This window comes from Rhodopseudomonas sp. P1, from assembly GCF_039642825.1.
GTDB lineage: Bacteria > Pseudomonadota > Alphaproteobacteria > Rhizobiales > Xanthobacteraceae > Rhodopseudomonas > Rhodopseudomonas palustris_H.
Map to the genome: position 1 here is coordinate 3380969 of NZ_CP088006.1, position 19921 is coordinate 3400889.

Here is a 19921-nt window from a genome sequence, read left to right on the forward strand (position 1 = left end):
GATGCCCGGGTGCCGCACAGCTTGAATTGGGAAAACCGGGCATGACCGAGCGGAAGCACGGCCTCACCTACGCCGACTCCGGCGTCGACATCGATGCGGGCAACCGGCTCGTCGATCTGATCAAGCCGATGGTGCGCGCCACCGCGCGGGCCGGCGCGGATTCCGAGATCGGCGGCTTTGGCGGCCTGTTCGATCTGAAGGCGGCCGGCTTCAAGGACCCGGTGCTGGTCGCCGCCACCGACGGCGTCGGCACCAAGATCAAAGTGGCGATCGACGCCGGGCTGCACGCCGGCATCGGCATCGACCTGGTGGCGATGTCGGTCAACGACCTCGTGGTGCAAGGCGCCGAGCCGCTGTTCTTTCTCGATTACTTCGCCTGCGGCAAGCTCGATCCGGAAGCGGCCGCCGAGATCGTCGCCGGCGTGGCGGAAGCCTGCCGCGAGTCCGGCTGCGCGCTGATCGGCGGCGAGACCGCCGAAATGCCCGGCCTGTACAAGGACGGCGACTACGATCTTGCCGGTTTCTCGGTCGGCGCCGCCGAACGCGGCACGCTGCTGCCGTCGAAGGACATTGCCGAAGGCGATGCGGTGATCGGGCTGGCGTCCTCCGGCGTGCACTCCAACGGCTTCTCGCTAGTCCGCAAGATCGTCGAGAAATCCGGCCTGCCCTATGACGCGCCGGCGCCGTTCTCGCCAGTCATGACGCTCGGCGGTGCGCTGCTGGCGCCGACCAAGCTCTATGTGAAGTCCTGCCTGCAGGCGATCCGCGACACCGGCGCGGTCAAAGGCCTCGCGCACATCACCGGCGGCGGCTTCACCGAGAACATCCCGCGCGTGCTGCCGAAGCATCTCGGCGTCGGCATCGACCTGCCGCGGATCCCGGTTCTGCCGGTGTTCAAGTGGCTCGCCGAAAAAGGCGAGATCGCCGAACTCGAACTGCTGCGCACCTTCAACTGCGGCATCGGCATGGTCATGATCGTCAAGGCCGACGCCGTCGATCAGGTCACCGAGAGCCTCACCGCCAGCGGCGAAAGCGTGCACCTACTCGGTCAGGTCATTGCCGCCAAGGGCGAGCAGCGCGTGGTCTATGACGGCCACCTCGACCTCGCCTGGTGAGCGCGCCGATGAAGCCTCGCGTTGCTATCCTGATTTCCGGGCGCGGCTCCAACATGGCCGCGCTGATCGAAGCCGCGGCTGAAGACGGCTTTCCGGCAGAGATCGCTGTGGTGATTTCCAACGTAACGACCGCAGGCGGTCTTGCGATCGCCGAGCGCAGCGGCATCGCCACCGTGGTGATCGAAAGCAAGCCGTTCGGCAAGGATCGCGCCGGCTTCGAAGCCAAGCTGCAGGCCGAACTCGACGCGCGCGGCATCGAGCTGATCTGCCTCGGCGGCTTCATGCGGCTGTTCACGGCCGAGTTCGCGCAGCGCTGGTACGGCCGGATGCTGAACATCCACCCGTCGCTGCTGCCGTCGTTTCCCGGCCTCGATCCGCATGGCCAGGCGTTGCGCGCCGGCGTCAAGATCTCCGGCGCCACCGTGCACTTCGTGACGCCGGACACCGACGCAGGCCCGATCATCGTCCAGGGCGCGGTGCCGGTGCAGGACGACGACACGCCCGACACGCTGGCCGCGCGCGTGCTCGCGGTCGAGCATCGCATCTACCCAGAGGCGCTGCGGCTGCTCGCTGCCGGCCTGCTCCGGTTCGACGGCGATGTCTGCCGGTCCGCCACGCAAAGCGCAGCTGAGCGAACGCTGATCGTGCCCGCGGCCAGCTGAGCGGCAGCACGAAGTTCCCCCGGCTTTCGACCGGGGGCAGTCCGACGAACCTTCGGCCTTCAATTAGGAGATCTTCAGGTTCTCCGCCGAGGTACGACCGCGATTTTCGACCAGATCGTACTCGATCGCCTGGTTCTCGTTGAGCGTGCTCAGCCCAGCGCGCTCGACCGCCGAAATATGGACGAAAACGTCCTTATCGCCCGTGGTCGGACGGATGAAGCCATACCCTTTTGTGGGGTTGAACCATTTGACGGTGCCCTTCTGCATCGCCTGCCTCCCGATCTAGATACAAAAAAGACGCGGCACGCTGCCCGCGTGCCACGCCACAAACGGCGAACCCAATGCGATATCGATTTCCCAGTCGCGAAACATAAAGCCGAAGGGGCCAGATCCGATTGCGGGTCAATTGCAACACGAAATTTGTGGTATAGCAAGTGTCGCGCAACGCACCGTTCTGATCTCGTGTAGTACGTAGCGTAACTGATCAGTTCCGATGCAGCGCACGCTGCAATCTGCAGCACGCGTAGTTCGTCCGCCGCACCGCTGCTGCCTGTTTCACTCGCACTGACTCAATTTCGCGCATCTGATCAGCGCTGCTGTTTGCTGCACTGCAGAACTGCGTCGTCACTGCGGCGAGGATGCGACAATATTGGACACCTGCGAGACGTGGCCACCCCCGCCTCTGTCCGGTAAGCTCCCTTCTGAATCGGCGTAGCCGGTTCCACGGACATCCATCCATCACCAAGGAGCCGTTGATATTTTGGCGAACGATCTTCAAGCTAGCTCTCCTGCGGTGAGAAATCGAATTCTGGCGCAGCTCGCACCGGACGATTTCGAAGCGCTTAAACCATTGCTCCGGCCGGTCGAGTTTCGCGGTCGCGCTGTACTGCAGGAGGCCAACCGACGCGTCGAATGCGTTCACTTCATCGAGGACGGCCTGGTGTCGCACCTCTCTGGAACCCGCACCGACTTCGTTGAAACGGCCATGGTGGGCTATTTCGGCTACGTCGGGGTTCCGCTGGTGCTGGGAGCCGATGTCGCGTCGCAGCGCTCGGTCGTGTGTATGCCGGGAACTGCCCTGAGGGTCGAGGCCGAAGATCTGGCACGGCTGATGGCCGACCGGCCGCAGATCCGCGAAGAGATGCTGCGCTACGTGCCGGCTCTGATCGCCCAAAATACACAGAGCGTGCTCTGTGCCGCCAAGCACGAAATCAATCAGCGTCTCGCACGCTGGCTGCTGCTGGCGAACGATCGCATTCAAAGCGACGTGCTGTACATCACGCACGAACTGCTCGCCTCCAGCATGGGCGTTCGCCGTGCGAGCATCACCAACGCGCTGCTGCAGCTCGAGGCTGAAGGTGTGGTGGAGAAGCGCCGCGGTGCGGTGCGGATCGTGGATCGCCAGGCGCTGGAAAGCCGCACCTGCGATTGCTACCACATTGTGCGCGAAGCCTATGATCGCACCCGCACCGTCGAGTGCTGCGGTCACGATGGGGCCGATCACAGCCACCACGGCTTAGTCGCCGGAACTGCCTGAGACCAGCCCACTTTCAGATTCATGGAAAAAGCGAGCCGCCCGGCTCGCTTTTTTGTTGTCCGGCGCGGTAGCGGCAAGCTGCGGTTAGACGCCCTGCTCGACTGATTGCCGGCTTCGCCAGATCGACCCCGCGATCAGCACCACGATGGCGCCGACCACGGCGAACAAGTGCTCGCCGACGCCGCCGTTGCCGGCGAGGTGCGTGTACATCCCAATCATTGCGAACAGGGCATCGAGCTGACCGCCGATCGGCGCATCGAGCTTGTGCACCAAAGGCAGCACGACCGGATCGGTGGCAATCACCTGCCCGGCGATCCAGCCGAGCAGCGCAGCACCGGCCCACACCAGGATCGGCAGTTTCTCCAGCACCATCAGGATCAGCGCCGCGCCCGCCACGATCAGCGGAACGCTGATAGCGAGCCCAAGGATCAGCAGCGGCACGCTGCCATCCGCGGCAGCGGCGACCGCGATGACGTTGTCGAGGCTCATGATGATGTCGGCGACGACGACGATCTGAACGGCATGCAACAGATGCGAGGCCGCTTTGACGCTGTCTTCGTCTTCGCTCTCGGGGACCACCAGCTTGGCGGCGATCACCAGCAGCGCCAGGCCGCCGACCAGCTTCAGATACGGCCACTCCATCAGCGTGGCGACGATTCCGGTGAAGACGATGCGTAGCAGGACGGCTGCGCCCGCGCCGAGCACCATGCCCCACAATCGATGGTTCGGCTTCAGCCCGCGGCACGCGAGCGCGATCACCAGCGCGTTGTCGCCAGACAACAGCACGTTGATCCAGATGATCTTGCCGACGGAAATCCAGAATTCGGGCTGCTGCACGCCGCTCTTGAATTGGGCGACGATCGACCAGAAGGTCGCGGGGTCAAAGACGTGCAGCACCCAGTCCACGATCTTTCCCCGACTGCGCCGGCATCCCGCGGCCGCCGAAGATCAGCGGCCGGGGACGTCCGACGGGTAATGCTTATCCGACGATTTCGTTGCCGGAGAAGAACTGGGCGATCTCGATCTTGGCGGTTTCCGCCGCGTCCGAACCGTGCACCGAGTTCTCGCCGATCGACTTGGCGTGCAGCTTGCGGATGGTGCCGTCAGCCGCCTTCGACGGATCGGTCGCGCCCATCACGTCGCGGTACTTGGCGATCGCGCCCTCGCCTTCGAGCACCTGAACCACCACCGGGCCGGAGATCATGAAGTCGACCAGCTCGCCGAAGAACGGGCGTTCCTTGTGCACGGCGTAGAAGGTCTCGGCCTGGTCGCGGGTCATGCGGATGCGCTTCTGGGCGACGATCCGCAGACCGGCCTTTTCGATCAGCGCGTTGATCGCGCCGGTGATGTTGCGCTCGGTCGCATCGGGCTTGAGAATCGAGAAAGTCCGTTCGATCGCCATGGAATGTCCTTGAAAGCTAAGGGCGGGAGGAGTTGCCGGGCTTATATCGGCGCCGCCGCGCGCGGGCAAGCTGCGGGTGGCGATTCATCCGGCACTGATCTGCTCGATCCGGTTGCCTTTGCGGCCCGACCCGGCCAAAACGCGCCATGCTCACGCTTACCGACATTTCGATCCGGCTCGCCGGACGGCTGTTGATCGACCAAAGTTCGGTCCAGATCGCCCCCGGCGCTCGCGTCGGCTTCATCGGCCGCAACGGCGCCGGTAAATCCACCCTGTTTCGCGCGATCCGCGGCGAGCTTGCAACCGAGACCGGCCGGATCACCCTGCCGCCGCGGTGGCGGATCGGCAGCCTCGCCCAGGAGGCCCCGAACGGGCCCGAGACGCTGCTGGAGGTGGTGCTGGCCGCCGACATCGAGCGCGCCGCGTTGCTGCACGAAGCCGAAACCGCCCAGGACCCGCACCGCATCGCCGACATTCAAACCCGGCTGGTCGACATCGACGCGCACTCCGCGCCGGCGCGGGCCAGCGCCATTCTCAGCGGCCTCGGCTTCTCCGCTGCCGACCAGGCGCGTTCCTGCTCGGAATTCTCCGGCGGCTGGCGGATGCGCGTGGCGCTGGCCGCGACGCTGTTCGCTGCGCCCGACCTGTTGCTGCTCGACGAGCCGACCAACTATCTCGACCTCGAGGGCACGATGTGGCTCGAGGACCACCTTGCCAACTATCCGCGCACCGTGATCGTGATCAGCCACGATCGCGACCTGCTCGATACGTCGGTCAACGAGATCCTGCATCTCGACCGCGGCCGGCTGGTCCACTTCCGCGGCAGTTACTCGGCCTACGCGGACTTCCGCGCCAACAAGCTGGCGCTCGACGCCAAGAACGCCAAGCGCGACGAAGCGCGGCGCAAGCATCTGCAGGACTTCGTCGATCGCTTCAAAGCCAAGGCCACCAAGGCGCGACAGGCGCAATCACGCGTCAAGATGCTGGAGAAGATGAAGCCGATCGCGCCGCTGGTGGCGGACGATACTCCGGAGATCAACTTCCCGGCCCCTGAGAAAACGTTGTCGCCGCCGATCATCGCGGTCGACAACGTCGCCGTCGGCTACGACCCGAAACATCCGGTGCTGCGCCACGTCACGCTGCGGATCGATCCGGACGACCGCATCGCGCTGCTCGGCTCCAATGGCAACGGCAAGTCGACCCTGGTGAAGCTGCTGGCGAACCGGTTGGCGCCGTTCTCGGGATCCGTGACGCGGGCGGACAAGCTGTCGATCGCGTACTTCGCGCAGCATCAACTCGATGAGCTGAACGAGGACGGCTCGACCTATGATCACGTCCGCAGGCTGATGCCGGATGCGCCGGAGAGCAAGATCAGGGCGCGTGCCGGCGCAATGGGCTTCTCCGGCAAGGCGGCCGATACCCTGGTCAAGAGCCTGTCGGGCGGCGAGAAGGCGCGCCTGCTGCTCGGGCTCGCGACCTTCTACGGCCCGAACATGATCATCCTCGACGAGCCGACCAACCATCTTGACATCGATAGCCGCGCGGCGCTGGCGGAGGCGATCAACGACTTTCCCGGCGCGGTGATCATGGTGTCGCACGACCGCTATCTGATCGACGCCTGCGCCGATCGATTGTGGGTGGTGGCCGATCACAAGGTGAAACCGTTCGACGGCGACCTCGACGATTATCGCCGGGCCGTGCTGTCGTCCCGTGGCGCCCGAACGACGTCGTCAGAGACCAAGGAGCGCAAAGCCGATGAGAGCGCCGCCAAGGCGTCGGCACCGCGCCCCAAGAAGACGGTTTCGCTGAAGCAGCAGATCGCCGATGCCGAAGCCGAGATCGACCGCATCACCGCGATCATCGAGAAGATCGATGCGGCGCTGGCGATCCCGGACCTCTTCACCCGCGATCCGAAACAGGCCGCTCAGCTCAGCACCGCACGCGCCAACGCGCAGGCGGCCTTGCAAGCTGCTGAAGAGAAGTGGCTGGAGGCGAGCGCGGCGCAGGACGCCGCGCAAAGCTGAGCGCTACTGCGCAGAGCGCGCGCTTCGCTTCTTGGCGCGCGTCGGCTTGCGCTCCTGGACAGCGTCCGGTGCACGCTCAATCGCGCTGAGCCGGCCCGCCGTGAAGGTGTAGATGCCGGCACGCGCTCCGCGGTTGTAGGTCAAAACCGCGAGACGGTCGCCGCGCTCATTGTTCGACAGGCTGACGTGGTCCGGCGCACCGAGGCCGCGCGCGACATCGCATTCGGTGTGACCGAGCGCGACCGTGCCGCCTGCCGTCATTGGAGCGGCCTGCCCGTCCTGCGGCGCGTTGGGATCGCCCGGCGCCGGCCCCATGCCAGGGCAGCGGCCGTCGGCGCTGATCAGGTCTTCCGGAGTGACCGGTTTGTCCGGAGTCAGCGGCGGGGTCTCGATCGAGATGTTCTTGATGAAAACCCGGCCCGGCTTCGAGAACCACTCGGCATCGCGCGACAGGAATTCAGGGGTGCCGGAACAGCCCGCAAGCAAGGGCGTGGTCAGCGCCAGCGTGATGAACAGCGGCCGCACGGAAAACTTCTGATACACGATCGATCGCGCCCCAATAGAGATCTTAAGCACTTGTCCAATCACCGATTTACGGCACCACCGTGACGGCCTTGCCGTAGCCCTGCGGTCGCCTTCAGCATCCACAGCCTGTTGCCTGGTCTCGCCCGCCTAGTCCCGCCGCTGCCAGCGACCGGCCTCGTCGGCCTGCCAGTACGTCACCTCAAAAGCCTTCGCTTTGCACTGCTTCCAGGCGTCGCGGGCCATTGCCACCGCCTCGTCGTCATCGCCATTGAACAGCAGCACCATCCGTTCGTAGCTGCCCGAATCGTCGGGCAGTGCTGCGTTGTCCACGAGGAACCGGACCTTGGCTCCGTTCGGATTGCCCTCGCCCGTCGTCAGCAGGATCGGCTGATGCGTAGCGTCTGCCACACGCCAGGTGGCGTGCGGCAGAAACGAGTCGTCGCGATAGGTCCAAAGATGCGAGTCGAGCGCGTCGGCCCGCTCCTCGGATGTCGACTGCACCACCACCCGCCAGCCGCGCGCGAGCGATTTCTCGAGCAGCGGCGGCAGCACCTGTTCGACGGTCCTGCCTTGGAGGTGATAGAACAGCACTTCGGTCATCGCGCCGATTACTTCTTGGCTTCGTAGTACTCCGCCACGAGCTGGTTGAGCAGACGGACGCCGTAGCCAGAGCCCCAGCTCTGATTGATCTCGTTCTTCGGCGAGGCCATCGCGGTTCCGGCGATGTCGAGATGCGCCCACGGCGTGCCGTCGACGAAGCGCTGCAGGAACTGCGCCGCGGTGATCGAACCGCCGTTGCGCGATCCGGTGTTCTTCATGTCGGCGAACTGGGAATCGATCTGCTTGTCGTATTCCGGGCCGAGCGGCATCCGCCAAACCTTCTCGCCGGTGGACTGACCGACGGTGGTCAGCCGCTCCGCGAGCTGATCGTTGTTGGAGAACAGGCCGGCATATTCGGTGCCGAGCGCCACCATGATGGCGCCGGTCAGCGTTGCCAGATCAACCATGAACTTCGGCTTGTGCTTCTGCGCCACGTACCACAGCACATCGGCCAGCACCAAGCGGCCCTCGGCGTCGGTGTTGATGATCTCGATGGTCTGGCCCGACATCGAGGTGACGATGTCGCCCGGCCGCTGCGCGTTGCCGTCCGGCATGTTCTCGACCAGGCCGATCGCCCCGACTGCATTGACCTTGGCCTTGCGGGCCGCGAGCGCGTGCATCAGGCCGACGACGCAGGCCGCGCCGCCCATGTCACCCTTCATATCTTCCATGCTGGCCGACGGCTTGATCGAGATGCCGCCGGTGTCGAAGCACACGCCCTTGCCGACGAAGGCGAGCGGCTGCTCGCCCTTCTTGCCGCCGTTCCAGCGCATGATCACGGTGCGGCCCGGATGCGCCGAGCCCTGCGACACGCCGAGCAGCGCGCCCATCTTCAGCTGGGTCATTGCCTTGACGTCGAGGATCTGGACCTCGACGCCGAGCTTCTTGAGCTGAGCGGCCCGCTTGGCGAATTCTTCCGGATACAGCACGTTCGGCGGCTCGTTGACGAGCTCGCGCGCCAGGATGACGCCGTCGACGACATGGCTGTCGGGCGTGAACGCCTTCTTGGCTGCGGCCGGATCGGCCACCGCGAGCGTGACGCTGGCATTCGCCGCGCCGTTCTCGTCATCCTTCTTCTTGGTCTTGTAGCGATCGAACTTGTAGGCCCGCAGCCGGATGCCGGAGGCGATCGCGGCCGCCTGCTCAGGCTTCATCGCGCCGGTCGGCAGATCGGCAATCACCGTCACGGCCGTATCGCCCGCGCCGATCTTGCCCGCAACGGCGCCGCCGAGCTTGAGCAGATCGTAATCGTTGATCGACGCGACCTTGCCGGCGCCAACCACGATCAGGCGACCGACCTTCAAGCCTTCAGGGGCCAACAGGTCCAGCGCGGAACCGGACTTGCCCTTGAACTGCGCGGTGGCCGCCGCGCGCTTGACGGTGGCGACCGCTGCACCCAAGGCCTTGGTCGCCGTCGCGCCGAACTTCAGACCGTCATCGCAGAACACGATCAGCGTGCCGCGCGCGGGCGTAGAAAACGGGACGAAACCGACCTTGACGGCGTCGGGCATTGGCATTCCTCCAAAAACAGGCTGTCGGCGGAAACGATCCGGCAGGCGCGGGTCCAAAGCCGTTGTTTTGGAGCGTTGAGGCGTCAAGTCAAGACAACATCGCTAAGCCGCGCAGCTTTCACGGGAAAGTGGATTGCGCGGCGCCCCGCCGGCAGATCGGCGGCGAGGTCACCGTCAACGGGCAGTCGCCCTGTCTTTACATTGCGCGGGACGGGAATCTGTGGTCTTCGGGAGCCGGTCGCGCACCATTAACCATATCCCCAGTGCGCCGCGTCCCGGCCATTTTGTTGACAGATCAGACAGATGGTAATGGCAACCTGGGACAAGGCCGGGCTTTCCGCCCTGGGGAGGATTCATCATGAATCCGGGCGGCCATAGAATCCGGATTCGAGGGGATCGTACTGAGCGATGGGCTCCATCGACCGCTATATCTTCCGCACGACGCTGGTGTCGTTCGCGGTCGTGATGGGCAGCCTCACGGGTGTGATCTGGATCACCCAGGCGCTGCGCGGCATCGATTTGATGACCAGCCAGGGCCAGACCATCATCACCTTTCTCGGGCTGACTGGCCTCGCCGTTCCGGTGCTGGTGCTGGTGATCGCCCCGATCGCGCTGATGATCGCGGTGGCCCACACCCTCAACCGGCTGGCAACCGATTCCGAAATCATCGTGATGAACGCCGCCGGCCTGTCGCCGATTCGGCTGTTCCGGCCGTTCTTCTACGCCACCATGGTGGTGGCGGCGCTCGTGATCATCATCGGTGCCTATATCGCGCCCGATGGGCTTCGCCGGATCGCGCGGTGGGACAGCGAGATTACCGCCGACGTGCTCGCCAACGTGCTGCAGCCCGGCCGGTTCGCGCAGCTCGAACAGGGGCTGACGATCCGGGTCCGCGAACGTCAGCCGGGCGGCCTGCTGGTCGGCGTGTTCATCGACGACGCCCGCGCGCCCAACGAGCGCATCAGCATCATTGCCGACCACGGCACCGTCGTGAAAAACGACAAGGGCTCGTTCCTGGTGCTGGAAGACGGCCACCTCGAGCGTTTCCAGACCGGCAAGGAAGAGCCCGCGTTGGTGGCGTTCAGCCGCTACGCCTTCGACATGTCGAAGTTCTCGCGTGCCCGCGACGTCGCCTATGGCATTCGCGAACGCTATCTGTGGGAGCTGTTGTGGCCGGCGGAAAACGATCCGCTGCTGGCGCGGCTGCCGACCGAATTCCGCTCGGAAATGCACGATCGGTTGCTGGCGCCGATTTATCCGTTCTTCTTCGCCGCGGTCGCCTTCGCGTTTCTCGGCCTGGCCCGGACCACCCGACAGAGCCGCAACTTCTCGATGGCCGGCGCGGTGCTGGTCGCTTTCGTCGTGCGACTCGCCGGGTTCGCGTTGTCGGTGATCGCCAACAAGACGCCTTACGTCGCCGGCCTGCAGTATCTGCTGCTGTTCGTCGCCACCGGGACGTGCCTGTGGCTGATCAACCGCAACGTCGTGATCGAACCGCCGGCGCGTGTAACTGAAGCCCTGAACGCCTTCAATGCGTCGATCGCCCGGTTGATCCGGCGACCGGTGCCGGCGTAACGCGGGGCGCATGATGGTCGTCAACACGCTCGGACGCTACTTCGCCCGCCGCTTCGTAATCGCCTCGCTCGGGGTTTTCTTCGGGCTGTTCGTGCTGCTGGTGTTCGTCGACTATGTCGATCTGCTGCGCCGTGCCGGCGGCCTCGCCGTCTCGGCTTTCTATGTCGCGCAGGCCTCATTCTGCCGCGTGCCGCAATTGCTCGAACGCCTGCTGCCATTCTGCATCCTGATCGGCGGCATGACCTGCTACCTGGCGTTGTCGCGCAGCCTTGAACTGGTGGTGGCGCGCGCTGCCGGGCTTTCGGCTTGGGAATTCATCTCGCCCGCCCTATGGAGCGCGATCGCGATCGGCATCTTTGCCACCACCGTGTTCAATCCGCTGTCCGCGCACATGCAGGAGCGCGCCAAGCAGATGGAAGCCGAAATGTTCGGTGAGAACACCGGCGGGCTGCAGGATGCCAACGGCTTTTGGATGAACCAGGTCAGCCCTGACGGACAGGCGATCATCAACGCCGCACGCAGCCAGCAACAAGGCGCGGTGCTCACCGGCATCACGGTGTTTCGATTCGAACCCGACTTCCAGTTCAAGGACCGAATCGAGGCGCGGGAGGCGGTGCTCGAACCGGGGCATTGGCTGCTGAAAAACGTACGCCGTTATACAATGAACGGTGCCCCGGTAGATCAAGACACCCTTGAGTTGCCGACGTCACTCACACTCGCGCAGGTCCGCAACAGTTTTGCCACGCCCGAAAGTGTGTCTTTTTGGCAACTTCCGACCTACATCAAGTCGTCGGAAAACTCCGGTTTTGCGACCGCTGGCTATCGTCTGCAGTATCACAAGCTGCTGGCAAAGCCGTTTTTGCTGGCCGCGATGGTCATGCTAGCTGCTTCTGTGAGCTTGCGATTCTTCCGTTTCGGCGGCGTGCAAAAGATGGTTTTGAGTGGCGTGGCCGCAGGCTTTCTGCTCTATATCCTGTCGAAAGTGACCGAGGATTTGAGTAAGGCTGAACTGATGCATCCGCTTGCTGCAGCGTGGTTGCCCGTGTGCGTGGGCGGTCTCGCTGGATTTCTAGCCTTGCTCTATCAGGAGGACGGATAGTGGCTGCGATGGCCGCCCTCCATGGAAAGCTGTCGACCAAGCGTCGGCGCACCAAGGTGCGCCGCGAGCGTGTGGTGACGGCTGTATTGCTGACGCCGTTTGCCGTGCTCGCGCTTGCGGGCGGGATGCAGGCGGTCGCGATCGATTCCGCCTCCGCTCAGGGCTACACCTACAATCCGCGCCCTGCCCGGCCGAAGCCGCCTCCGCCGCCGGCCGCCAACAACGGCCAGATGCTGGTTCAGGCCAGCGAGGTGAATTACGACTACAACAACAAGCGCGTCGCCGCGGTCGGCAACGTGCAGATGTATTACAACGGCACCACCGTCGAGGCTGATCGGCTGGTCTACGACCAGGACACCAAGCGGCTGCGCGCCGAGGGCAACGTCCGCATGACCGATGCGGACGGCAAGATCACCTACGCCAATTTCCTCGATCTGTCGGACGACTATCGCGACGGCTTCGTCGACTCGCTGCGGGTCGATACGGCGCAGGACACCCGCATCGCGGCGTCGCGCGCGGACCGCACCGGCGGCAACTACAACGTGTTCCAGAACGGCGTGTACACCGCGTGCGCGCCCTGTAAGGACGATCCGAAAAAGCCCCCGCTGTGGCAGGTCAAGGGTGCGCGGATCATCCACGACCAGACCGACAAGATGCTGTACTTCGAAGATGCTCGGATCGAGTTCTTCGGCGTCCCGCTGGCCTACATGCCGTATCTGTCGACCCCGGATCCGACGGTCGCGCGCAAGACCGGCTTCCTGATGCCGGCCTACACAAGCAACACGACGTTCGGCTCGGGCTTCGAGATCCCGTTCTATTGGGCGCTCGCGCCCGACTACGACGTCACGATCACCCCGCGCATCACCACCAAGCAAGGCGTGTTGATGCAGGGCGAGTTCCGGCAGCGGCTGCTGGACGGTGCCTACGAGGTCCGCGCCTACGGCATCAACCAGTCCGACCCCGCCGCGTTCGGAGCGAACACGCCCGGCAACCGCGACCTCCGCGGCGCAATCGATACCAAAGGCCAGTTCGCACTCAACGACAAATGGGTGTGGGGCTGGGAAGGCGTGCTGATGTCCGATCGCGCGTTCTTCCTGGACTATCGGCTGGCGCAATATCGCGACAGCTGGGGCACGTTCCTCAATCAATCGACCGAGGCGACGTCGCAGATCTATCTGACCGGCGTCGGCAACCGGTCGTATTTCGACATTCGCGCGATCCACTATCTCGGTTGGGCCGCTGCGGATATTCAGGGCCAGATCCCGGTCGTGCACCCGGTGCTCGACTATTCGAAGACACTCGATCAGAACATCTTCGGCGGCGAGTTCAGCTACAAGACCAACCTGACCAGCCTGAGCCGCCAGACGGCGCAGTTCGATCCGGTCACCACCATCGCCAACACCACGGGGCTCTGCCTCAACACGTCGGCCGATCCGGCGGCGCGGCTGCCGTCGAGCTGCCTGCTGCGCGGCGTTCCCGGCACCTACACCCGGTTGACCGCGCAGGCCGACTGGCGGCGGTCGTTCACCGACCCGTACGGCCAGATCTGGACCCCGTTCGCTTCGCTGCGCGCCGACGCGATCGATGCCTCGATTTCGAACCAGCCGGGCGTGTCGAACTATCTGCTGCCGGGCGACACGCAGGCGATGCGGCTGATGCCGACCGTCGGCCTGGAATATCGCTATCCGTTCATCAACGTTCAGCCGTGGGGCACCACCACGATCGAGCCGATCGCGCAGGTGATCATCCGCCCGAACGAGTCCTACGCCGGCAAGCTGCCGAACGAAGACGCACAGACCATGGTGTTCGACGCCAGCAATCTGTTCAGCGTCGACAAGTTCTCCGGCTACGACCGCGTCGAAGGCGGCGGCCGCGCCAATGTCGGCGTCCAGGCAACCACGCAGTTCGATCAGGGCGGCTCGGTCAACGTGCTGTTCGGCCAGTCCTATCAGCTGTTCGGCCTGAACTCGTTCGCGGTGGCGGACGCCACCAACACCGGCCTCGACTCCGGTCTGGCTAAGCCGAAGTCGGACTATGTCGGCCGGGTGTCGTACTCGCCGAACTCGACCTACAAGTTCACGACCCGCGCACGCTTCAACGAAGCGACGTTCAACGTCGAGCGGTTCGAAGCCGAGGCCAGCGCCAGCTTCAATCGCTGGTCGGTGAGCATGATCTACGGCAACTACGCCGCCCAGCCCGATCTCGGCTTCCTGACACGTCGTCAGGGCATTCTCGGAACCGGAACGCTCAAGATCGCATCCAATTGGGTGGTCTCGGGCGGCGCCCGCTGGGATCTTGAAGCCAACAAGATCAACCAATACATCGTCGGCGCCGGTTACGTGGACGACTGCTTCGTGTTGGCGCTGAACTACGTTACCGGCTATTCCTACGCCAACTACGGAACGACGCCGACGCTCAACCACTCGGTCATGGTGCAGATCGGACTCCGCACCATCGGCATGTTTGCGATGCAGCAGAGTGTGTCTGGCGCAGCGAGCGGCATGTTCGGCCAATAGCGCGCGCCGCGCGGGCCTGAACGTTTTCCGGCTCGCCACCACCCAGAACCCGATCGGCTGTGAGGTAAACGCGACCCATGACGAGCAAGCTTTCCCTTCGCATCATTGGCTTGGCGCTGTGCTGTGCGGCGGCGACGCTGGGTCTTGGAACGACGCAGGGCCAGGCGCAGTCGGTCGTGGTGATGGTCAATGGCGAACCGATCACCAATTTCGACATCGATCAGCGCTCGAAGCTGAACCGGATGTCGCACAAAGCGGACAGCCGGCAGCAGGTTCTCGAGGATCTGATCGACGAGAAGGTCAAGATCAAGGAAGCCAAGAAGTACGGCGTCAATCCCAGCGATTCCGACATCGACTCCTCTTTCTCCACGATGGCGTCGCGGATGCGGATGAGCACCGCGCAGATGACGAATATGCTGGCCGCTCAAGGCATTCGGCCGGATACGTTGAAGTCGCGGATCAGGGCCGAAATGGTCTGGGCGAGCCTGGTGCGTGGCCGCTTCAAGGACAGTCTCCAGGTCAGCGAGCGTGAAGTTCAGGCCCAGCTCAAGGGCGGAGACGACTCCAAAGCCGTCGAAAGTTTCGAGTATCAACTCCGGCCCGTGGTGATGATCGTTTCGCGCGGCTCGGGTTCGGAGTCACTGGAATCCCGCCGCAAGGAAGCGGAGCAGCTTCGCGGCCGCATCTCGAGCTGCGCCGAGGCGGATCGCGTCTTCAAAGCGATGCCGAATGCGGCGATCCGCGGCATCGTGATGAAGACCTCCGCCGATCTGCCGCCGGCCCTCCGCGATATCCTCGACAAGACGCCGGTGGGCCACCTCACCCCGCCCGAAGCCACCAAGCAGGGCATCGAGATGGTGGCGCTGTGCGAGCGCAAGCAGTCGACAGCCGACACGCCGCGTAAGCGCGAAATTCGTGAGAAGCTGTTCGGCGAGAAATTCCAGGCGAAGTCGAAAGAGTATCTGCAGGAAGTCCGCAAAGCCGCGATGATCGAGTATCGCTGAGACGTTTCAGCGAGCTTCCTTGCGGCACAAGTGCCGGCGGTCCGCGCCTCGGAGTCGATCATGACCGGAATGGCAAAACCACTGGCGCTGACACTCGGCGAGCCTGCAGGGATCGGCCCCGACATCGCCCTGGCAGCCTGGCTGCAGCGCGAGCAACACGGACTGCCGCCGTTCTACCTGCTTGGTGATGCCGGCTGTCTGTCCCGCCGCGCCACGATGCTTGGCCTCGACGTTCCACTCGCCGAGGTCAAAGCCGAAGACGCCGCGGCTGCGTTTGCCACTGCCCTTCCAATCGTCTCCACGGGACACATCGCAACCGCGCAGCCAGGCCAACCGAACGACACCAGCGCGCCGGCCGCCATCGCATCGATCGAGCACGCCGTGGCAGACGTTCGGAGCGGCCGCGCAGCCGCTGTCGTGACCAACCCGATTGCCAAGAGCGTGCTGTATCAAGCCGGTTTCCACCATCCCGGCCACACCGAGTTTCTGGCCGAACTCGCCAAGCGAGACGGCATTGTGCCGCAGCCGGTGATGATGCTGTGGTGCCCTGCCCTTGCGGTCGTACCGGTGACGATCCATGTCTCGCTGCGCGACGCGATCACCCAACTCACCACCGATCTGATCGTGTCCACCGCACGGATCGTTGTCAAAGATCTGCGCGAGCGCATGGGGATCAAGCAGCCCCGATTGGCCCTCGCCGGCCTCAATCCCCATGCCGGGGAAGACGGTGCGCTGGGGCATGAGGACCGCAGCGTGGTGGCACCTGCGGTCGAGATGCTGCGGGGCGAAAGCATCGACGCGCGGGGACCGCTGCCGGCCGACACGATGTTTCATGCGGCCGCACGCAAGACCTATGACTGCGCGATCTGCATGTATCACGATCAGGCGCTGATCCCGATCAAGACCATTGCGTTTGATGAAGGTGTCAACGTCACCCTTGGTCTTCCCTTTATCCGGACGTCACCCGATCACGGCACGGCGTTCGACATTGCCGGGAGCGGCCGCGCCAATCCCTCGAGTCTGATCGCGGCCTTGAAGCTCGCCGCACAAATGGCATCGGCCAAGACTGCATGAGCGCGATCGACGATTTGCCGCCGCTGCGCGAGGTGATCCGGCGGCATGATCTCGCTGCGCGGAAATCGCTCGGCCAGAACTTCCTGCTCGATCTCAATCTGACGGCGCGCATCGCACGAGCAGCCGGACCGCTCGAGGGTGTCACGGTGGTCGAGATCGGACCCGGTCCAGGCGGCCTCACCCGCGCCCTGCTGGCGACCGGCGCCAAACGCGTGATCGCGATCGAGCGAGATGAGCGCGCACTCGGTGCGCTGGAGGAAATCGCGGCGCACTATCCTGGCCGCCTCGAAATCATCAGCGGCGACGCCATGGAATTCGATCCGCGCCCGCTGCTGAACGGTGACCGCGCCCGGATCGTCGCCAACCTGCCCTACAACATCGCCACCCCGTTGCTGATCGGCTGGCTCTGCGCCGAGCCATGGCCGCCGTGGTACGAGATGATGGTGCTGATGTTTCAGCGCGAAGTGGCGCAGCGCATCGTCGCGGATCACGACGACGACGCCTATGGCCGACTTGCGGTGCTGGCGAACTGGCGCGCCGAGACGCAGATGCTGTTCGACATTTCGCCGTCCGCCTTTGTGCCGCCGCCGAAGGTGACCTCCTCGGTGGTGCGCCTGGTGCCTCGTCAGCAACCGGAGCCGTGCGATCGCGCAGCGCTTGAGCAAGTCGCGGCCGCCGCTTTCGGTCAACGCCGCAAGATGCTGCGTCAGAGCCTCAAATCGCTTGGCGTCGATCCGGCACAGCTCACAGCGGCCGCCGGGATCGATCCGGCGCGGCGTGCCGAGACCGTGCCCGTCTCCGGTTTTGTTGCCATGGCGAACGAATTGGCCAATAGTCGCGCGATAAGAACACAAGCCTGAAAGGGAGAAACCCGACATGACGCAAATGCGTCGCCAGTCTCTGGTGAAATTCGACGCCCCGCTGTGTGAGACCATCATCGATGCGCCGAAGCCGCAGGGGCGCGAAGTGCTGGTGAAGATCGAGCGCTGCGGCCTGTGCCACTCCGACCTGCATATTCAGGACGGCTACGCCGATCTCGGCGGCGGCAAAAAGCTTGATACCACACGCGGCATGACGCTGCCTTTCACCCTGGGCCATGAGATCGCCGGTGTCGTTGCCGAAGTCGGTCCCGATGCCCCGCAGGAGCTGATTGGCACCAAGAAGGCGGTGTTTCCCTGGATCGGCTGCGGCAAATGCCGTGACTGCCTCGCCGGCGACGAAAACCTGTGCGCCAAGAACCGCTTTCTCGGCGTCTCGATCGACGGTGGCTTCGCGACCCACGTGCTGGTACCGGACGCCAAGTATCTGCTCGACTACGACCCGCTGCCGACCAACGTCGCGGCGACTTTGATGTGCTCTGGTATCACGGCCTATGGCGCCCTGAAGCGTCTGGTGGACCGGCCGCGTCAGCGCAATCTACTGCTAATTGGATTGGGCGGCGTCGGCATGATGGGGCTGTCGCTGGCCCAGGCGATGTTCAAGCAGCCGATCGCGGTGGCCGATCTCAGCCCCGCAGCGCGCGAAGCCGCGCTGAAGAACGGTGCGGCCGTTGCCTATGATCCATCGGAGCCCGACGTTGCCAAGCGCATCTTCAAGGAGACCGATGGCGGCTTCGATGGCGTGGTGGATTTCGCCGGCAACGACAAGTCGATGAACTTCGCCGTCAGCACCGTTGCGCGGGGCGGCAAGATAGTGGTGTCCGGCCTGATGGGCGGCCAGTTCAGCCTGCCGATGGTGCAGTGGATCTACAAGCGCATGACCGTCGAAGGCTTCATGGTCGGCACGCTCGAAGAGACCAAAGAGCTGCTGGCACTCGCGCGTGCGGGCAAGGTCAAGCCGACGCCGATGAAGGAAGAGCCGATGCAGGACGCCCAGAAGTGGATCGATCAGCTGCGCGCCGGCAAGGTTGTCGGACGCATCATGCTGGCGAACTAATCGTCGCCTTCTCCCTGGCATTGCGGGTTCCAAAAGCCGCAATGCCAGGCTCCGAATTGTCTCACCCTCACCGGATTGTCGGCATATTGCGACCCCATTTGTCGCGGAAAAAACGGGCGAACAGAAGTTCCGTTGTCCGCGTGAGAATGGGGAATGCCATGCACAACCGATCCGCGAAACTGCTGTTGGCCGTGAGCGCCGGCGCGATCGCGAGCGTTGCGATCACAGCAAGCCCCTTGTCCTCGGCGCAGGCCGACACCTGCTTGTCGGCACCCAACGCGCCCACCCCGGCCGGAAGTCATTGGTTCTACCGGGCCGATCACGCCAACAAGCGAAAGTGCTGGTACTTGCGCAAGGTGGACGGCGCATCGGCAGCGGCAAGTCCCACGGAAGCGACCTCGCCCGAGGCGACCGATACTGCCGAGAGCGCCCCCGCAGCGGCAACAACTAGCCCAGCTCCATCGCCCAAAGCCAAGTCCGCTGCAGCACCGAGCATGACGCAGCCAACGGCGCCGTCGCAATCGAGTGCCGCTCCGTTGCGCTCCTCCGTTGCCGATGCCCGCGCCGAATTTGCAGCGCCGCAGCAGCCGCAGACGGCCGCTCCGACGACGACCAATTCGCCATTCCCCGCACCGGTGCTCACAGCGCCCGTGGAGGCGACACAAGCCGCGGCAACGCCTGCCCCCGCGGCCGAGCCGTCGAGCTCCCCCGCTCCCACCTCGATGAACGATCGCTGGTCGGATTCAGCGGCCGGTAGCGCTCCCGCCAATGCCGATGCCACCGACAAGCTGCGCAAGGCCGCAAAGGCGACCAAGTCGGCGCCGGCATCCATCACCGAGGAATCGATGAGCGCGGGCACACTTGCCACGCTGATCGGAGCCCTGCTCGCGGCCCTCGCGGTCGCCGGCGGCATCGCGGCCGCACTCATGAAATTCGGCCGCAGCGAGCCGATCGTCCGGCGTGAGCCCGGCGGACGTCCCGACCTCTGGGCGGGCCGGACCGAACCGGTTGCAACCGATATTTACGCCAACGACTTCCGGTCGAGCCCGATCGACCTCGATGCCCCGCGACGCAAGCCGGCAACACCGCCGCCTGCCGAACACGTGGCGTCGGAGCATGACATCGAACCGCCAGCCTGGATCAAGGCGGCCCGCGAGCGTCGTATCGCCAACGACAGCATTCGGCCGGGTGCGGCGGAGGTCGGGGCCTCAGAACTCAGCAGCGCTCAGTCGCGGGCACCATCGGAGACGGCGAGCCGATCCGTTGCGGAGCCGGCTCCGCCCGCAGCAGACGAAATCGAACAATTGCTGGCGCTGGCGCAGAAGCGTTCTGCGGCGTGATC

At 64.5% G+C, this 19921-nt stretch carries 19 protein-coding genes; 12 read left to right on the forward strand and 7 right to left on the reverse strand.

The genetic code is table 11. The annotated features are described in order from the left end of the window. Positions 1-41 precede the first annotated feature (41 nt). Complete coding sequence (purM, locus tag LRC39_RS15650; protein ID WP_346294900.1) at positions 42-1115, forward strand: phosphoribosylformylglycinamidine cyclo-ligase; 1074 nt, start codon at positions 42-44, stop codon at positions 1113-1115. 8 nt (positions 1116-1123) lie between these two features. Continuing rightward, on the forward strand, positions 1124-1777 hold the full coding sequence (gene purN, locus LRC39_RS15655) for a phosphoribosylglycinamide formyltransferase (protein WP_346294901.1): 654 nt from the start codon (positions 1124-1126) through the stop codon (positions 1775-1777). A 63-nt stretch (positions 1778-1840) separates the two neighbouring features. Here purN and LRC39_RS15660 read toward each other — a convergent pair whose 3' ends face one another. Continuing rightward, complete coding sequence (locus LRC39_RS15660; protein WP_013502093.1) at positions 1841-2044, reverse strand: cold-shock protein; 204 nt, start codon at positions 2042-2044, stop codon at positions 1841-1843. A 493-nt stretch (positions 2045-2537) separates the two neighbouring features. Here LRC39_RS15660 and LRC39_RS15665 point away from each other — a divergent pair, with 493 nt between their 5' ends. Beyond that, positions 2538-3314: a Crp/Fnr family transcriptional regulator gene (locus tag LRC39_RS15665; RefSeq protein WP_264052554.1), complete on the forward strand. Its 777-nt coding sequence runs from the start codon at positions 2538-2540 to the stop codon at positions 3312-3314. Between the two features lie 84 nt (positions 3315-3398). On the opposite strand, the gene LRC39_RS15670 is transcribed toward LRC39_RS15665, so the two are convergent. Further along, positions 3399-4220: a TerC family protein gene (locus LRC39_RS15670; protein WP_346294902.1), complete on the reverse strand. Its 822-nt coding sequence runs from the start codon at positions 4218-4220 to the stop codon at positions 3399-3401. 73 nt (positions 4221-4293) lie between these two features. Next, entirely contained in the window at positions 4294-4716 is a 423-nt protein-coding gene (gene ndk / locus LRC39_RS15675; protein ID WP_011158602.1) for a nucleoside-diphosphate kinase, read from the reverse strand. A 146-nt stretch (positions 4717-4862) separates the two neighbouring features. Between ndk and LRC39_RS15680 the strand changes: the two genes are divergently transcribed. After that, positions 4863-6740: an ABC-F family ATP-binding cassette domain-containing protein gene (locus LRC39_RS15680; protein ID WP_346294903.1), complete on the forward strand. Its 1878-nt coding sequence runs from the start codon at positions 4863-4865 to the stop codon at positions 6738-6740. Between the two features lie 3 nt (positions 6741-6743). Here LRC39_RS15680 and LRC39_RS15685 read toward each other — a convergent pair whose 3' ends face one another. The 3 genes from LRC39_RS15685 to LRC39_RS15695 all read right to left on the reverse strand — a co-directional run bounded on the left by LRC39_RS15685 (position 6744) and on the right by LRC39_RS15695 (position 9376). Beyond that, positions 6744-7283 (reverse strand): hypothetical protein, encoded by a 540-nt coding sequence (locus LRC39_RS15685; protein WP_107344930.1) that lies wholly within the window; start codon positions 7281-7283, stop codon positions 6744-6746. 129 nt (positions 7284-7412) lie between these two features. Further along, positions 7413-7865, reverse strand: coding sequence for a DNA polymerase III subunit chi (locus LRC39_RS15690; protein ID WP_346294904.1), 453 nt, complete (start codon positions 7863-7865; stop codon positions 7413-7415). Positions 7866-7873: 8 nt separating this feature from the next. Beyond that, positions 7874-9376 (reverse strand): leucyl aminopeptidase, encoded by a 1503-nt coding sequence (locus tag LRC39_RS15695; protein WP_346294905.1) that lies wholly within the window; start codon positions 9374-9376, stop codon positions 7874-7876. Between the two features lie 408 nt (positions 9377-9784). Here LRC39_RS15695 and lptF point away from each other — a divergent pair, with 408 nt between their 5' ends. From lptF to LRC39_RS15730, 7 genes are all read left to right on the forward strand, one after another. Further along, on the forward strand, positions 9785-10951 hold the full coding sequence (gene lptF / locus LRC39_RS15700; RefSeq protein ID WP_107344933.1) for an LPS export ABC transporter permease LptF: 1167 nt from the start codon (positions 9785-9787) through the stop codon (positions 10949-10951). A 13-nt stretch (positions 10952-10964) separates the two neighbouring features. After that, the gene (gene lptG, locus LRC39_RS15705) at positions 10965-12050 is read left to right on the forward strand and encodes an LPS export ABC transporter permease LptG (protein WP_107346633.1); all 1086 of its coding nucleotides are present in this window, start codon (positions 10965-10967) and stop codon (positions 12048-12050) included. Positions 12051-12058: 8 nt separating this feature from the next. Beyond that, positions 12059-14566, forward strand: a complete 2508-nt coding sequence (locus LRC39_RS15710) for an LPS-assembly protein LptD (protein WP_199851743.1) — start codon at positions 12059-12061, stop codon at positions 14564-14566. 77 nt (positions 14567-14643) lie between these two features. Beyond that, positions 14644-15570 (forward strand): SurA N-terminal domain-containing protein, encoded by a 927-nt coding sequence (locus LRC39_RS15715; RefSeq protein WP_264052558.1) that lies wholly within the window; start codon positions 14644-14646, stop codon positions 15568-15570. A 60-nt stretch (positions 15571-15630) separates the two neighbouring features. Then, a complete protein-coding gene (gene pdxA, locus LRC39_RS15720; protein ID WP_346294906.1) occupies positions 15631-16644 on the forward strand; it encodes a 4-hydroxythreonine-4-phosphate dehydrogenase PdxA in 1014 nt (337 codons plus the stop codon). After that, positions 16641-17504, forward strand: a complete 864-nt coding sequence (rsmA, locus tag LRC39_RS15725; protein WP_263988778.1) for a 16S rRNA (adenine(1518)-N(6)/adenine(1519)-N(6))-dimethyltransferase RsmA — start codon at positions 16641-16643, stop codon at positions 17502-17504. The genes pdxA and rsmA overlap by 4 nt, the downstream gene beginning before the upstream one ends. Before the next feature lie 16 nt (positions 17505-17520). After that, positions 17521-18579: an alcohol dehydrogenase gene (locus tag LRC39_RS15730; protein WP_107356015.1), complete on the forward strand. Its 1059-nt coding sequence runs from the start codon at positions 17521-17523 to the stop codon at positions 18577-18579. 67 nt (positions 18580-18646) lie between these two features. Here LRC39_RS15730 and LRC39_RS15735 read toward each other — a convergent pair whose 3' ends face one another. Beyond that, positions 18647-18856 (reverse strand): hypothetical protein, encoded by a 210-nt coding sequence (locus tag LRC39_RS15735; RefSeq protein ID WP_346294907.1) that lies wholly within the window; start codon positions 18854-18856, stop codon positions 18647-18649. 79 nt (positions 18857-18935) lie between these two features. Between LRC39_RS15735 and LRC39_RS15740 the strand changes: the two genes are divergently transcribed. After that, positions 18936-19919 carry a hypothetical protein gene (locus LRC39_RS15740; protein WP_346297513.1) on the forward strand — a complete coding sequence of 328 codons (984 nt, stop codon included), beginning with the start codon at positions 18936-18938 and terminating at the stop codon, positions 19917-19919. Positions 19920-19921: the final 2 nt, after the last annotated feature.

Coding starts and splice junctions, on each gene's coding strand:
- purM (WP_346294900.1), top strand. CDS start 42: ATGACCGAGCGGAAGCACGGCCTCACCTACGCCGACTCCGGCGTCGAC.
- purN (WP_346294901.1), top strand. CDS start 1,124: ATGAAGCCTCGCGTTGCTATCCTGATTTCCGGGCGCGGCTCCAACATG.
- LRC39_RS15660 (WP_013502093.1), bottom strand. CDS start 2,044: ATGCAGAAGGGCACCGTCAAATGGTTCAACCCCACAAAAGGGTATGGC.
- ndk (WP_011158602.1), bottom strand. CDS start 4,716: ATGGCGATCGAACGGACTTTCTCGATTCTCAAGCCCGATGCGACCGAG.
- LRC39_RS15680 (WP_346294903.1), top strand. CDS start 4,863: ATGCTCACGCTTACCGACATTTCGATCCGGCTCGCCGGACGGCTGTTG.
- LRC39_RS15690 (WP_346294904.1), bottom strand. CDS start 7,865: ATGACCGAAGTGCTGTTCTATCACCTCCAAGGCAGGACCGTCGAACAG.
- LRC39_RS15695 (WP_346294905.1), bottom strand. CDS start 9,376: ATGCCCGACGCCGTCAAGGTCGGTTTCGTCCCGTTTTCTACGCCCGCG.
- lptF (WP_107344933.1), top strand. CDS start 9,785: ATGGGCTCCATCGACCGCTATATCTTCCGCACGACGCTGGTGTCGTTC.
- lptG (WP_107346633.1), top strand. CDS start 10,965: ATGGTCGTCAACACGCTCGGACGCTACTTCGCCCGCCGCTTCGTAATC.
- LRC39_RS15710 (WP_199851743.1), top strand. CDS start 12,059: ATGGCCGCCCTCCATGGAAAGCTGTCGACCAAGCGTCGGCGCACCAAG.
- LRC39_RS15715 (WP_264052558.1), top strand. CDS start 14,644: ATGACGAGCAAGCTTTCCCTTCGCATCATTGGCTTGGCGCTGTGCTGT.
- pdxA (WP_346294906.1), top strand. CDS start 15,631: ATGACCGGAATGGCAAAACCACTGGCGCTGACACTCGGCGAGCCTGCA.
- rsmA (WP_263988778.1), top strand. CDS start 16,641: ATGAGCGCGATCGACGATTTGCCGCCGCTGCGCGAGGTGATCCGGCGG.
- LRC39_RS15730 (WP_107356015.1), top strand. CDS start 17,521: ATGACGCAAATGCGTCGCCAGTCTCTGGTGAAATTCGACGCCCCGCTG.